This is a genomic window from Ramlibacter sp. (assembly GCF_036383835.1).
GTDB lineage: Bacteria > Pseudomonadota > Gammaproteobacteria > Burkholderiales > Burkholderiaceae_C > Ramlibacter.
Window position 1 is genome coordinate 16756 of record NZ_DASVNN010000095.1, and the last position, 13794, is coordinate 30549.

18 protein-coding genes are annotated in these 13794 nt (G+C 69.0%); 6 read left to right on the top strand and 12 right to left on the bottom strand.

Translation table 11 applies throughout. The features are described 5' to 3' along the window. Positions 1 to 5: 5 nt before the first annotated feature. Positions 6 to 641: a retropepsin-like aspartic protease gene (locus VF522_RS15785; protein WP_330909247.1), complete on the bottom strand. Its 636-nt coding sequence runs from the start codon at positions 639 to 641 to the stop codon at positions 6 to 8. Positions 642 to 645: 4 nt separating this feature from the next. Then, entirely contained in the window at positions 646 to 1131 is a 486-nt protein-coding gene (locus VF522_RS15790; RefSeq protein ID WP_330909248.1) for a YajQ family cyclic di-GMP-binding protein, read from the bottom strand. Positions 1132 to 1182: 51 nt separating this feature from the next. Between VF522_RS15790 and murB the strand changes: the two genes are divergently transcribed. Further along, the gene (gene murB, locus VF522_RS15795) at positions 1183 to 2223 is read left to right on the top strand and encodes a UDP-N-acetylmuramate dehydrogenase (RefSeq protein ID WP_330909249.1); all 1041 of its coding nucleotides are present in this window, start codon (positions 1183 to 1185) and stop codon (positions 2221 to 2223) included. Between the two features lie 6 nt (positions 2224 to 2229). Here the strand turns inward: murB and VF522_RS15800 are convergent, their stop codons facing one another. From VF522_RS15800 to VF522_RS15835, 8 genes are all read right to left on the bottom strand, one after another. Then, on the bottom strand, positions 2230 to 2592 hold the full coding sequence (locus VF522_RS15800) for an SPW repeat protein (protein WP_330909250.1): 363 nt from the start codon (positions 2590 to 2592) through the stop codon (positions 2230 to 2232). A 105-nt stretch (positions 2593 to 2697) separates the two neighbouring features. Further along, positions 2698 to 3060, bottom strand: coding sequence for an SPW repeat protein (locus tag VF522_RS15805; protein ID WP_330909251.1), 363 nt, complete (start codon positions 3058 to 3060; stop codon positions 2698 to 2700). An 87-nt stretch (positions 3061 to 3147) separates the two neighbouring features. Beyond that, entirely contained in the window at positions 3148 to 3618 is a 471-nt protein-coding gene (locus VF522_RS15810) for an SRPBCC family protein (RefSeq protein ID WP_330909252.1), read from the bottom strand. A gap of 36 nt (positions 3619 to 3654) precedes the next feature. Beyond that, positions 3655 to 4470: a hypothetical protein gene (locus VF522_RS15815; protein ID WP_330909253.1), complete on the bottom strand. Its 816-nt coding sequence runs from the start codon at positions 4468 to 4470 to the stop codon at positions 3655 to 3657. A 91-nt stretch (positions 4471 to 4561) separates the two neighbouring features. Beyond that, the gene (locus tag VF522_RS15820) at positions 4562 to 5029 is read right to left on the bottom strand and encodes a GNAT family N-acetyltransferase (RefSeq protein WP_330909254.1); all 468 of its coding nucleotides are present in this window, start codon (positions 5027 to 5029) and stop codon (positions 4562 to 4564) included. A 46-nt stretch (positions 5030 to 5075) separates the two neighbouring features. Further along, complete coding sequence (locus VF522_RS15825; RefSeq protein WP_330909255.1) at positions 5076 to 5495, bottom strand: hypothetical protein; 420 nt, start codon at positions 5493 to 5495, stop codon at positions 5076 to 5078. Between the two features lie 88 nt (positions 5496 to 5583). Then, positions 5584 to 6915: an argininosuccinate synthase gene (gene argG / locus VF522_RS15830; RefSeq protein WP_330909256.1), complete on the bottom strand. Its 1332-nt coding sequence runs from the start codon at positions 6913 to 6915 to the stop codon at positions 5584 to 5586. 7 nt (positions 6916 to 6922) lie between these two features. After that, positions 6923 to 7240 (bottom strand): pyrimidine/purine nucleoside phosphorylase, encoded by a 318-nt coding sequence (locus tag VF522_RS15835; RefSeq protein WP_330909257.1) that lies wholly within the window; start codon positions 7238 to 7240, stop codon positions 6923 to 6925. A 179-nt stretch (positions 7241 to 7419) separates the two neighbouring features. Between VF522_RS15835 and VF522_RS15840 the strand changes: the two genes are divergently transcribed. The 4 genes from VF522_RS15840 (at position 7420) to VF522_RS15855 (ending at position 11184) form a co-directional block, all read left to right on the top strand. Continuing rightward, positions 7420 to 7926, top strand: a complete 507-nt coding sequence (locus tag VF522_RS15840) for a chemotaxis protein CheW (protein ID WP_330909258.1) — start codon at positions 7420 to 7422, stop codon at positions 7924 to 7926. Positions 7927 to 7965: 39 nt separating this feature from the next. Next, entirely contained in the window at positions 7966 to 9678 is a 1713-nt protein-coding gene (locus VF522_RS15845) for a methyl-accepting chemotaxis protein (RefSeq protein ID WP_330909259.1), read from the top strand. Positions 9679 to 9763: 85 nt separating this feature from the next. Further along, positions 9764 to 10360 (top strand): RNA polymerase sigma factor, encoded by a 597-nt coding sequence (locus VF522_RS15850; protein ID WP_330909260.1) that lies wholly within the window; start codon positions 9764 to 9766, stop codon positions 10358 to 10360. Positions 10361 to 10371: 11 nt separating this feature from the next. Next, positions 10372 to 11184: an anti-sigma factor gene (locus VF522_RS15855; RefSeq protein WP_330909261.1), complete on the top strand. Its 813-nt coding sequence runs from the start codon at positions 10372 to 10374 to the stop codon at positions 11182 to 11184. Between the two features lie 101 nt (positions 11185 to 11285). On the opposite strand, the gene VF522_RS15860 is transcribed toward VF522_RS15855, so the two are convergent. Then, positions 11286 to 11999 carry a glycine zipper 2TM domain-containing protein gene (locus VF522_RS15860; protein ID WP_330909262.1) on the bottom strand — a complete coding sequence of 238 codons (714 nt, stop codon included), beginning with the start codon at positions 11997 to 11999 and terminating at the stop codon, positions 11286 to 11288. A 119-nt stretch (positions 12000 to 12118) separates the two neighbouring features. Next, positions 12119 to 12475, bottom strand: a complete 357-nt coding sequence (locus VF522_RS15865; protein ID WP_330909263.1) for an arsenate reductase — start codon at positions 12473 to 12475, stop codon at positions 12119 to 12121. Between the two features lie 32 nt (positions 12476 to 12507). Between VF522_RS15865 and folC the strand changes: the two genes are divergently transcribed. Continuing rightward, entirely contained in the window at positions 12508 to 13794 is a 1287-nt protein-coding gene (gene folC / locus VF522_RS15870; protein WP_330909264.1) for a bifunctional tetrahydrofolate synthase/dihydrofolate synthase, read from the top strand.

Here is a 13794-nt window from a genome sequence, read left to right on the forward strand (position 1 = left end):
GGAGGCTAGAAGCGGCGCTCCAGCACGAGCTGGTCGTTGTGGCGCGTCATCTGGAAGCGGGTGAGGAAACTGTTGCCCAGGAGGATCTGCGGCATGTTGGCGGGCAGCACGGCGGCCTCGACGTCGAACACCTCGACGTCGCCGATGCGCACCGACGAGAGGTTCACGAGGTACATGGTCACCATGCCGTTGGCGGTGGATCCGCTCCCCATGCGGCCCTTCTTGTAGTCGATGCCCAGGCGTTCGGCTTCGGCCGTGCCCATGGCCACCGAAGTGGCGCCGGTGTCCACCATGAACTGGGTCGACCGGCCGTTGATCGCGCCCTGGGTCACGAAGTGGCCGCCGGAACCGGCGGTCAGCACGATCTTGTTGCCGCGGGGGCTGCCGGTATTGCCGACGCTGGCCGGCGCGTCGCCCACGCGCAGCGTGTGGCGCTTGCCGCCGATCTCCACCAGGGCCTGGTCGCCCAGGGTGGAGACGACCTTGACGCCCTTGTGCGTCTCGCCCGGCGCCACGCTCTTGGGAGCGGCGCCGTCGACGATCAGCAGCGCCTTGTTCCCCAGCATGCCCTGCAACGCGACGGATTGCGCGGCGGCGGCCCCTGCCAGCAATGCCAGGGAAACCGCGAGGAGGCGCTTCATGGAATCAGTCCCGGAAGTTGTTGAACGACAAGGGTAGCTCAGCCATTTCCTTGCGCACAAGGGCCATGGTGGCCTGCAGGTCGTCCCGCTTGGCGCCGGTGACGCGCACGGCGTCGCCCTGGATGGAGGCCTGCACCTTCATCTTGCTGTCCTTGATCAGCTTCTGCAGCTTCCTGGCCTGTTCGGACTCGATCCCGCTGCGGACCTTGACCACCTGCTTGACCTTGTCGCCGCCCATCTTCTGGATGTCGCCCTTGTCCAGAAAGCGCACGTCCACGTTGCGCTTGGCCAACTTGGCGACCAGGATGTCCAGCACCTGCTGCAACTGGAAGTCGGCATCCCCGGTCAGGGTGATCTCCTTTTCCTTGAGCTCGATGGCGGCCGCGGTGCCCTTGAAGTCGAATCGGGTGCCGATTTCCTTGGCGGCGTTCTCCACCGCATTCTTGACCTCGACCATGTTCGGCTCGCACACCGTGTCGAACGACGGCATATTGGATGTCCTCCTGCACCGCCGAGCCGGCGGCTTCGGCACAATTCTCCCATGATCGTCGAGTCCAACGCCGCCCTGCAGCCGTTCAACACCTTCGGAATCGTCGCCAAGGCGCGGACGCTGGTGCGGGTGCGGGGGGTCGAGGACGTGCACGCCGTCCTGGCCCACCCCGAGCTGGCGCAGGAGCCGAAGTTCGTCCTGGGCGGCGGCAGCAACATCGTGCTGACCGGCGACGTCAAGGCGGTGGTGCTGAAGGTGGAGGTGGCCGGCCGCAAGGTGCTGGAAGACGGCCCCAAGGGCACCGTGATCGAGTTCGGCGCCGGCGAGAACTGGCACGACGTCGTCACCTGGTCCATCGAGCAGGGCCATGGCGGCCTGGAAAACCTGGCCCTGATCCCCGGGACGGTCGGCGCCTCGCCGGTGCAGAACATCGGTGCCTACGGCATCGAGCTGCAGGACCGCTTCGAGAGCCTGGACGCGATCGACCTGATGACCGGGCGCGAGTTCACGCTGGACGCCTCGCAGTGCGCCTTCGGCTACCGGGATTCGGTGTTCAAGCATTCGCCGGCCCGCGACAGCGACTTCGGGCTGGCCGGCCGGGCCCTGATCCTGCGGGTGCGGGTGCGCCTGCCCAGGCCCTGGAAGCCGGTGCTGGGCTACCTGGACCTGCAGCGCAAGGTGACGGAAAGCGGCGTCGCGCAGCCGACCGCGCGCCAGATCTACGACTGGGTGTGCGCGATCCGCAGCGCCAAGCTGCCCGACCCGCGCGTGATCGGCAACGCCGGCAGCTTCTTCAAGAACCCGACGGTGACGCCCGAGCAGTGCCAGGACATCATCGCCCGCGACCCGGGCATCGTGCACTACCCCATGCCCGACGGCAGCATCAAGCTGGCCGCGGGGTGGCTGATCGACGCCTGCGGCTGGAAGGGCAAGTCCGTGGGCCAGGCCGGCGTGTACGAAAAACAGGCGCTGGTCCTGGTGAACCGCGGCGGGGCGACCGGCGGGGAGGTGGTGACGCTGGCCCGGGCGATCCAGACCAGCGTGTACGAGCGCTTCGGGATCCGGCTGGAGCCGGAGCCCGTGGTGGTCTAGGCGGGATCAGCCGGTCAGGCGGTGCAGCCAGCCGCCGTACTCGTCGTCGGTGCCCAGCACCCAGAGCGCCAGGATCACCACGGCCAGGCCGACCAGCAGCGCGTTCTGCAGCGCCATCGCCGAGCCGGCGAAACCGAGCAGCCAGGGCGAGGCGACCAGCCAGGTGCCGAGGGCGACTTCCACCCACTCTTCCCAGGCCTTGGGCACGACCATCGCTCCGACGGCCGCTGCCACCAGCAGCGCGCCCACGACCAGGAAGTTGGCCGCCGCCACGGTCTCGTTGGCGAAACCGACGACCCACGGTGACAGGATCAGCCAGGCACCCAGCACCGCGTTCACCGGGTCCTGCCAGTGCTTCATCTGCTTCATGTCGAACCTCCTTCTGCCGCACCGCTGCGGCATCGCTTCGCGAGGTTCGCGGGGCTGGTTCGGAGCTCGCGCCGGCCGGGGCCAGCCACGCGACCCCGGGAACCCTCAGCCGGCCGGGCGCTGCCAGCCCGAAGCGAACTCGTCGTCGGTCGCCAGCACCCACAGCGCCAGCACGACGACGACCGCCCCGGTGATCAGCGCATTGGTCAGCGCCGCATCGATCCCATCGAATCCGAGCAGCGTCGGCGCGATCATCAGCGCCGCGCCCAGGACCGCGTCGAGCCATTCCTCCCAGGCGGCCGGCACGGACATGGCGCCGGCGCTGGAAGCGATGAGGAGCACCCCGACCGCCATGGTGACGACCATGGCGACGGTGACGTCCTGGAAGCCCAGGATCCAGGGAGAGATGATCAGCCAGGCGCCCAGCGCGGCGTTGGCCACGTCCTGCCAGTGTTTCACTCGCTTCATGCCGGACTCCTTGTGCCCCGGGCGGGGGCTGGCGGTATGGGTAGGCTGGCGGTGACCGGAGGGAACCCCAGCGCCACTGCACTCATGTTAGTCCTGCACCGCGTCCGGCGCCACCCTCGCCGAACGCTCCAGCAGCGCCTTCAGCCGGGCGAGGTCCTTGCGGTTCGCCGAGCGGATCGCCGACGCCATGAAGGGTGCCACCAGCCGCGAGAATCCGCTGGGCTCGCCGCGGTTGCGCAGCGTCATGCGCGTCTTGCCCTCGCCGCTGGATTCCCAGGTGTAGCTCGTCTCCATGGGGAAAGGCCCCTCGGCCGTGCGCATCACCATCCGTTCGCCCGGCACGAACTCGGTGATCTCGTAGGTGTAGGCCAGCCGGCGCCCGAGGAAGCGGGCCACGAAGGCGATGCGCGAGCCGACGCGCGCCGGCCGCGCGGTCTTCCATTCGACCGAGCGGATGTTCTCGTACCAGGCGGGCACGTTGTCCGGGTCGGCCGCGAAAGCCGCCACCTGCGCGCGCGGCCGCGCGATCAAGGTTTCTGTCAGAACGTCGACGGTCATGGTTCGTAGGCTGGGGTGGAACCCCAGCTTGCACAACTAGCGACGGTAGTAGTCCTGCACCGTCGCCCAAGCCACCGTCTGCAGGTGCCGCGCAATCGCCGGATCGAGCCCGGCCGTGTAGCTCGAACCGACGGGCGAACGCTTGAACAGCGAGGCGTATACGGTGGCCGCCGCGAGATAGGTGCCGGCCAGGCTCGGATGGCGCTTGTCGGGGACGTACAGGTTCAGCTCCGGCTTCTGCGCGACCGAGCGGGCGAAGGCCAGGCCCGCCGGGATCACGAAGGCGTCGTTGGCGTTGCCCTCGCGCGTGTACGCCTCGGCCAGCTGCGCCGTCATCTCCGGCGCGTCCTGGTAGGCCCAGGACATGAAGTAGACCGGGCGCGCGCCGTGCCTGCGCACGGTTTCGGCATTGCGCTTCGCGTAGTCCTTGAACACGGTGGCGAGCTGCGGGTGCAGCGGGCACTGGCTGCAGTCCATCATGATCGCCACGTCGAACAGGCGATCGAGCTTGTTGAAGGAGACGACGTTGTTCGCGCCGAAGGAATAGGCGCCGATCGCGTTGGGGCGGAAGTAGGAGTCGACGTCGTGCCAGTCGAAGCCCGAGCCGCTGATCGTGACCGAGGTGGCGCGGTGGCGGAAACCCGGCATGCCCGCCGCGATGAACTGGCCGACGTGGCCGTGCATGCTGTTGTTGTAGTAGAAGAAGCTGTTGCCGATCCAGATCGCCGATGCGGGATCGGCCATGCCGACGTCGGTGAGCTTGGGGCGCAGGGGCGCCTGTGCGCAGGCCGTCGCGGCGGCCGCCAGCAGCAGGGTGCAGAAGGCGCGCGCGAGGCGCTGGACGATCGTCATGCGGGCTTCTCCTCGTTGTGGGTCGCGGCAGCATACGCCCGCCTGCACGGGCGAGGAGGGTGGGAATGCCCGGGGATGCGCGACGAAGGCGTCAGGACTGCGCCCGCAGCCATTTCTCCAGCCGGATGCCGTCGACGCCGTCGCGGTACATGGCGCTGGCGATCTGTCGCTCGTGGTAGCCGTGCTCGTTGTAGAAGTGCCGCGCCGCCGTGTTGTCGCGGCGCGCCTCGACGCGGATGCGCTTCGAGCCCGCGGCTTGCGCAACCTCCTCCAGCCATCGCAGCACCGCGCTGCCTATGCCGGTCCGGCGATGGTCGTGGTGCACGGCGAACAGCAGCAGGTGCGCGTCGGTCTCGAGATAGGACATGATCCCGAAGGCCACCAGCGCGTCGGCGCGGCCGGCCACCGCGACATTGGTGTTGGGGTCGCGGATTGCGCGGGCGATGCGCTGCGACTGCCAGCTCCAGGGCAGGCCCTGCTCGATGTAGTCGCGCGACATCGCCGCGATGGCGGGCGCGTCGGCGGGCACGGCAAGCCGGATGGCGAGGTCGGTGATCATGGCTGCACCTGGGAGTCTGCGCGGCAGACTCCTGCAGCTTAGCGCTTCAGGCCGGTTGGCGCAGGCGGCGGACCAGGTAGAGGCCGTAGGCTGCGAGCAGGACGCCATACGCGGCCAGCCAGCCAGGGGCGGACTGGAACGTCCAGCCTCGCAAGGACGCGAGCAGCAGCACCGCCGCAACGCCGAAAGCGATCTTCGCGGCCGGCCGCTGCGTGAGCACCAGCATCGTGCCGCCGTAGAGGGCGAGGTCGCCGATCACGGTGCCGCTGAAGGTGAGGGCGCTCACCGACCCCGTGCGCACCAGTTCCAGCAGCCACGGCGCAAAGAGCAGCGTGCCCGCGAACTGCAAGGCCACGCAGGTGGCGAACAGGTAGCGCTGGAGACGGCGGCGCGCCTCGGTGCCTTCAGGCGGAGCGATATCGGCGACCGGCGCAACCGGCGGCGCGTAGGGATCGTTGCTGCTCATCAGGACGAGAGCGTAGCGGAAAAGAACAAGGCAGCCAACGGCTGCCTTGTTCGATGCTCTGGGTCCCTCCCCTCCGCGGGGGTGACGATCAGTCCTTGCCCAGCGAGGGCAGCGGCGCATCGCCGCCCGACTCCAGCAGCCCCGTCTTCGCGTAGATCCCCAGCTTCGCGCGCGTGTCCGTGATGTCCAGGTTGCGCATGGTCAACTGGCCGATGCGGTCCTTCGGCGAGAAGGGCGCGTTCTCCACCTTCTCCATCGACAGGCGCTCGGGCGCGTACGTGAGGTTGGGCGACTCGGTGCTGAGGATGGAGTAGTCGTTGCCGCGGCGCAGTTCCACGGTCACTTCGCCGGTGATCGCGCGCGCCACCCAGCGCTGCGCCGTCTCGCGCAGCATGATGGCCTGCGGGTCGAACCAGCGGCCCTGGTACAGCAGGCGGCCGAGGCGGCGGCCGTTGTCGCGGTACTGCTCGATCGTGTCCTCGTTGTGGATGCCGGTGACCAGCCGCTCGTAGGCGATGAACAGCAGCGCGAGGCCCGGGGCTTCGTAGATGCCGCGGCTCTTCGCCTCGATGATGCGGTTCTCGATCTGGTCGCTCATGCCCAGGCCGTGGCGGCCGCCGATGCGGTTGGCTTCCAGGAACAGTTCGACCGGGTCGGCGAAGGTCTTGCCGTTCAGGGCGACCGGCTGGCCTTCCTCGAAGCGCACGCGCACTTCCTCGGCCTTCACCGGCACTTCGTCCTTCCAGAAAGCCACGCCCATGATCGGGTTGACGATCCTGATGCCGGAGTTCAGGTGCTCCAGGTCCTTGGCCTCGTGCGTCGCACCGAGCATGTTGCTGTCGGTGGAGTAGGCCTTCTCGGCCGACATCTTGTAGCCGAAGCCGGCGGCCGTCATGAACGCGGACATCTCGGCGCGGCCGCCGAGTTCGTCGATGAAGGCCTGGTCCAGCCAGGGCTTGTAGATGCGCAGCGCCGGATTGGTGAGCAGGCCGTAGCGGTAGAAGCGCTCGATGTCGTTGCCCTTGAAGGTGCTGCCGTCGCCCCAGATGTGGACGTCGTCTTCCTTCATCGCGGCCACCAGCATCGTGCCGGTGACGGCGCGGCCCAGGGGCGTGGTGTTGAAGTAGGTGATGCCCGCCGTGGAGATGTGGAACGCGCCGGACTGCAGCGCGGCGATGCCTTCGTGCGCCAGTTGCTTGCGGCAGTCGACCAGGCGCGCCTTCTCGGCGCCGTACTCCATCGCCTTGCGCGGGATCGCGTCGTAGTCAGGCTCGTCGGGCTGCCCGAGGTTGGCGGTGTAGGCGTAGGGGACGGCGCCCTTCTTGCGCATCCAGTGCAGGGCCGCGCTGGTGTCGAGGCCGCCGGAGAACGCGATGCCGACCTTCTGGCCGAGCGGCAGGTTTTCGAGGATGGTGCTCATACCGGGATCAGCCGAAGTGGCAGACGTAGTGATAGGGCTCGGTCGCGCGGATCTCGAAGCTGCTGTTCGCCGGGACGGCGAACTTCTCGCCCGCCTTCGAGGGCTTCCACTCGCCGGTGCCCGCGAGCTTGTACTCGCAGGAGCCGGCCACGCATTCCATGATCTCCGGCGCGCCGGTCTTGAAGGTGAGGCTGGCCGGCAGGATCACGCCGACCGACTTCTTCGTGCCGTCGGCCAGGGTGATGCCGTGGCTCACGCACTTGCCGTCGAAGTACACGTTGGCTTTGGTCGCGACGGACACGGCGTCGAATTTCTCGGTGGTCATGGGAAAGGGGAAATGCGTGGGGAATCCGCGATTTTAGCGAGCGGTCGCGCGCGCCCCTTCGGCGGTCGGCGTCGTGCGCTTTCGCACGCGGGTCTGCAATTTTCCCGATTCTTCGAGAAGACTGACAACTTTGGTTTCCATTCCTCGCTACATTCAATTACAAACAACGGAGCGCGGACATGGAAGCGATTCAGCAGGCGCCTGCCGGGCGCGCGGCAGCGGTGGGCGGGGGCCCAGGCGAGTTCCTGACCTTCCGCCTCGGCGCGGAGAGCTACGGCATCGAGATCCTGAAGGTGCAGGAGATCCGGCAGTACGAGCCGCCGACCACCATCGCGAACGCGCCGCCGTTCGTCAAGGGCATCGTCAACCTGCGTGGTGTGATCGTCCCGATCCTCGACCTGCGCATCAAGTTCAACCTCGGCGAACCCCGCTACGACGAGTTCACCGTCAACGTGATCCTCAACATCGGCGGCCGCGTCGTCGGCGTGGTGGTGGATTCCGTCTCCGACGTCACCACGCTCGCGGCCCAGGACATCCGGCCGACGCCGGAATTCGCCTCGCGCACCTTCGACACGCAGTACATCACCGGGCTGGGCACTTGCGGCGAGCAGATGCTGATCCTGCTGGACATCGAGAAGCTCATGACGGGCGCCGAGATGGCGCTGGTCGACCGCTCGGTGCACTGAACTCCCCCAAACATTCGAGGAAGAACCATGTCGGGAACCATGAAGGTCTCCACCCGTCTCGCGCTCGCGTTCGGGCTGGTGATCGTGCTGATGTTCGGCCTGGGCGCGGTCAGCGTCTCCAGCCTGATGACCCTGAACCGCCAGGTCGACACCCTGGCGAACAGCAGCACGCCCCAGATCCTGGCGGCCGGCCGCTGGGAAGTGGCGGTGCTGCAGACGGCGCGCCACATGCGCAACGTGTTCATCCTGCCGGATGCGGCGGCGGTCAAGGAGGAGCTCAAGGCGATCCACGCCGGCAAGGCGGAGCGCAAGGAGATCATGGAGCAGCTCGGGAAGACGGTCGCCAACGACCGCCAGAAGCAGCTGCTCGAAAACATCGTCGAGGCGCGCCGCAAGTACATCCCGTACGAGGACCAGTTCCTGAAGCTGGCCGAGGCCGGCATGCAGGACGAGGCGAAGAAGGTGATGCTGGAGCACGCCCGCCCGCTGCAGCTGGCCTACATCGACCAGATCGACAAGTTCGTCGACCAGCTCGAGGCCGAGGCCAGGGACGCGGCCAAGGAGGCGGCGCACACCTACCGTAGCAGCCTCGGAGTGATCGTCGGCGTCGCGGTGCTGGCCTTGCTCGTGGCGATCGTGCTCGGCGCCGTGATCACGCGTTCGCTGCGCCGCCAGCTGGGCGGCGAACCGGGCGACGCGGCGGCCATCGCCAACCGCATCGCTGGCGGCGACCTCACGGTGCAGGTCGAAGTCGGACGCAACGACCGCGGCAGCCTGATGTACGCCATGGGCCGCATGGTGCAGAACCTGCGCGAACTGGTGGCCCAGGTGTCCGAGGGCGCGCGCGTGGTGTCGGACACCAGCGGCCAGATCGCGCAGGGCAACGTCGACCTGTCGCAGCGCACCGAGGAACAGGCCAGCACGCTGGAGGAGACCGCCAGCCAGATGGAGGAACTCACGTCCACCGTCACGCAGAACGCCGACAACGCCCGCCAGGCGAGCCAGCTCGCGGTGGGCGCCTCGGAAGTGGCGCGCAAGGGCGGCGAGGTGGTGGGCGAGGTCGTGAGCACCATGACCGGCATCTCCGAGGCGTCGCGCAAGATCGCCGACATCATCGGCGTCATCGACGGCATCGCCTTCCAGACCAACATCCTCGCGCTGAATGCGGCCGTGGAAGCCGCCCGCGCGGGCGAGCAGGGCCGCGGTTTTGCCGTGGTGGCCACCGAGGTTCGCAACCTGGCCCAGCGCAGCGCGGCCGCGGCCAAGGAGATCAAGACCCTGATCGGCGACTCGGCGGGCAAGGTCGAGGCCGGCACCCGGCTGGTGGACGCCGCGGGCCGCACGATGGAGGAGATCGTCACCTCGGTGAAGCGCGTGAGCGACCTGGTCTCGGAGATCGCCGCGGCCAGCCAGGAGCAGAGCGCCGGCATCGAGCAGGTCAACACCGCCGTCACCCAGATGGACCAGGTGGTGCAGCAGAACGCCTCGCTGGTGGAGGAGGCGACCGCCGCGACCGAATCGATGAAGGCGCAGGCGGCGTCGCTGCTGCAGTCGCTGTCCCGCTTCGACCTGGGCGCCGCGGCGGCGGCTTACGTCCCGGTGCAGGCGGCCCGCTCGCACGAGCATGCCGCGACGCCCGCGCCGATCCGCTTCAGGCCCGTCGCGGTGAAGGGGCCGTCGCCGGAGATCGCGCTGCCGCGTCCCGCCAACGGGCACGCACCGAACGGCAACGGGGCCTGGCGCGAGTTCTAGGCGTCCTGCCGCGCTTTTTCCCGGCCCGGGCTGAATCCAGTTCCGGGCCTTTTGCGTATCAGGCAGAGAATCTCTTCCTGCGCCCATGGACTCCGCCGACCTTCCCCTGATCGCGCTGCTCGAGCGCGTCGCCGCGCGCCTGGCGGATGCCGCGCGCCAGCGCGACAGCGAGCGGGCGCTGCGCGAGCTGTACGACCAGACGTCCTCCAGGCTCTACGGGCTGGCGGTGAAGGTGGTGTCGAACCGCGACGGCGCCGAGGACGTGCTGCAGGAAGCCTTCGTGCAGATCTGGCGCTCGGCCGGCGATTACCGCGCGACGCTCAGCCCGCCCATGGCCTGGATGGGGATGATCGTGCGCAGCCGCGCGCTGGACTTCCTGCGCCGGCGCGCCGCGGAGCGGCTGGACCGGACCCAGGAACTGGACGAGGCGATCGCGGACACCGTGGCCGGGGACGCGCCCGACCCGGTCGACACCGCGCAGGCGAGCGAGCAGGCCTGGGCCCTGCACGAGTGCCTGGGCAAGCTGGAGGCGCGCCAGCGCGAGGTGCTGAGCCTCGCCTACCTGCGCGACCTGAGCCACAACGAACTCGCCGAGCAGCTGAAGCTGCCGCTCGGCACGGTCAAGACCTGGATCCGGCGCGGGCTGGAGCAGTTGCGCGGCTGCATGGGCCGGTACGCCTGAAGGGACGCACGATGGACATCGCCCGACGCCCCGAACTGGTGGACCGCCTGGCTGCCGGCTATGCGCTGGGCACCCTGCGCGGCGGAGCGCGCCGCCGCTTCGAAACGCTGGCCCGCGGCCATCCGGCGCTGCGCGTGACGGCGCAGGTCTGGCAGGAGCGCTTCATGTCCATGACCGAACTCGCACCGCCCGTCGCGCCGGATCCGAACGTGTGGAAGCGCATCGAGAACATCGTGGCCAGCGAGTCGCGTGTGGACGTGCCCGCACGAGGCGAAGAGGCGGGGCCGTTGCGCCGTGCCCGCAACTGGTGGCGCGCCGGCGCGCTGGCGGCGGTTGCCGCGAGCGTGGCCGCCGTCGTCGTGTCCCTGAATCTCCAGGGCGAGCTGGAGGGCAGCCGCACGCAGGTCGCACAGTTGCAGGCGCAGGGGCTGCAGCTCGCGCGCGGCAACCAGGAGCTGCTGGCGCAGCTGCAGGCGCAACCCGAGATCCGCTACGTCTCCGTGCTGCACGACGACAAGGCGGCGCCGGCGCTGCTGGCGATGTTCGACCCGAAGCACGGCACGCTCATGTTGAAGCGCATGAGCGGCTTCGAGGAAGGGCCGCAGAAGTCGCTGCAGCTGTGGGCGATCCCGCCTGCGGGCGCGCCGCGTTCGCTGGGCGTGCTGGCGGAGCAGCCGGTGCTGCGGATGGTGGCGGCGGAACAGCTGATGGGCGAGTCGCCGGTGCTGGCGATCAGCCTGGAGCCCAAGGGCGGCGTGCCCGGCGAGGGCGGGCCGACGGGGCCGGTGCTGTGGAAGGGGGCGGTGTTGCGGACGCCGCTGTGACTCGGCGGAATGGTGGGCAAGCGGAGCTTGCCCACCCTACGGGGACACGGACGGAGGGGTAGGGTGGGCAAGCTTGCTTGCCCACCATCCCACCCTGTCGATCAATGACGATGCCGGTGGTACGTGTACCCCAGCGAGATCCCGATCGGGAAATACGGCCGGTAGTACGGCGCGTACGCCGGATACGCGGGGTAGGCCGGATAGGACTGGTACACGATCGGTTGCGGCTGCTGCACCACCACCACCTGCGGCTGGGTGGCCACGCCCGGGGCGGTCTGGTAGATCGGCGCGGCGGCCACCGGGGGAGCCGTCACGACGGCGCCGGCGGTGGTCGCGGGGATCGTGGACTGCGCGCCGGTCACGGGCGTGACCTGCAGCTGGATCGTCGGGCCCGGATCGTAGGGCAGCTGCGTCGAGAACTGGCGGCCGGCGTACTCGTAGGTCACGTTGTAGCCGATGGTGCGGTTCTCGTAGCTGGTCTCGGTCGCGCAGGTCTGCGTGGCCTGGCCGCGCTGGCCGCCCGCCTCGATGTTGTTGCCGAGGATGGCTCCGCCGATGGTGCCGAGCAGGACGGCCGCGGCCGTGCCGCTGCCGTGGCCGATCTGGCTGCCGATCGCGCCGCCGGCGACAGCGCCCATCAGCCCGCCCGCGCCGGAGGTCTGCGGCGGCGGGGTGTATTGGGGCTGGTTGCAGTAGGTGCGGGGGACCGCGACCTGCTGGATCACGGGCGTGCTGGAAACGACGCGGCCGATTTCCTGCGCACCCGCACCCGCGGCCACGAGGCCGAGGGCGGTGAAGATGAGGGTCTGTTTCATGGCAAGAACTCGTTGAACTACTTGGTGCTGAAAAGTTTAGACACCGGCCGGGGCGGCCCGCTGAGCTTTACCGTAAACCGGAGGTAAACGTGGTCACCCCCGCCGGGAAACATACCGGCTCAGGTGCGCGCGCGCAACGACCAGTCGGCGGGATCGAAGCCGACCGTGACCGTTCCATCGCCCCAGTCGACCACCGGTCGCTTGATCACGCTCGGCTGGTCCAGCATCAGCGCCCTGGCGCCGGCCGTGTCGCCGGCCCGGGCCTGCGCGGCCGCATCCAGCTTGCGCCAGGTGGTGCCTTGCCGGTTCAGCAGCCGCTCGGGCCCGACGGCCTTCAGCCACGCGTCGAGTTGCGCCGGCGGCACGCCGGACTTCTTGAAATCGTGGAAGGCGTGGGCCACGGATTCGCCCGCCAGCCAGGCGCGCGCCTTCTTCACCGTGTCGCAGTTCGGGATGCCGTAGAGGGTGATCGCCATGCGGCCATCATAGGAGGCTGGACAATGCGGGCATGAACACCTTGAGCGAATGGCTCGCGCACTGCGAGCGCCTGCATCCCAAGACCATCGACATGGGCCTGGAGCGGGTGCGCGCGGTGGCGCAGCGAATGGGCCTGCGTTTCGAATGCCCGGTCGTCACCGTCGCCGGAACCAACGGCAAGGGCTCCACCTGCGCGATGCTGGAAGCGATCGCGCTGCAGGCCGGCTACCGCACCGGCGTCTACACCTCGCCGCACCTGGTGCACTTCGAGGAGCGTTGCCGCATCGGCGGCGAGATCGTGCGCGGCGACGACCTGGTGCCGCACTTCGCGCAGGTCGAGTCCGCGCGCGAGGGCGTGACGCTCACCTATTTCGAATTCACGACGCTGGCGATCCTGAGCCTCATGGCCGCGAGCGGGCTGGACGTCGCGATCCTGGAAGTGGGCCTCGGCGGCCGCCTCGATGCGGTGAACGTGCTCGACACCGATTGCGCCATCATCACCAGCATCGACCTGGACCACATGGAGTACCTCGGGCCCGACCGCGAGAGCATCGGCCGCGAGAAGGCCGGCATCCTGCGCGAAGGCAAGCCGGCGATCGTGAGCGACCCGGTGCCGCCGCACAGCGTGATCCAGTTCGCCAATGCGCTCGGCGCCGACCTGTGGCTGATCGGGCGCGACTTCAACTTCTCCGGCGACAAGCAGCAGTGGGCCTGGGCCGGCCGCGGCCGCCGCTATCCCGGGCTGGCCTATCCCGCGTTGCGCGGTGCCAACCAGTTGCTCAATGCCTCGGGCGTGCTGGCCGCGTTCGAGGCGCTGCGCCAGCGGCTGCCGGTGACGGCGCAGGCGATCCGCAACGGCCTGGCGATGGTCGAACTGCCCGGCCGCTTCCAGATCGTGCCGGGCCAGCCGACGCTGGTGCTGGACGTCGCGCACAACCCGCACTCGGTGGCGGCGCTCACCGCCAACCTGGACGCGATGGGCTACTTTCCCACCACGCACGCCGTGTTCGGCGCGATGGCGGACAAGGACCTCGCGCCGATGTTCGCGAAAGTCGCGCCGCTGGTGGACCGCTGGTACTTCACCGACCTGCCCACCGCGCGCGCCGCGAGCGCGCAGGACCTGCAGCGACGCTGGCAGGCGCTGCCCGGGCGTCGCGAGGTGCCCACGAGCACCCATGCCAACCCCGAGGACGCCCTGCGCGCCGCGGTGGGTGCTGCTGAGCCCGCTGATAGAATCCTCGTGTTCGGATCGTTTTACACGGTGGGCGGCGTCCTCACGCACGGCGTGCCCCGCCTGTCCGCCAAACACCTCGGCTGA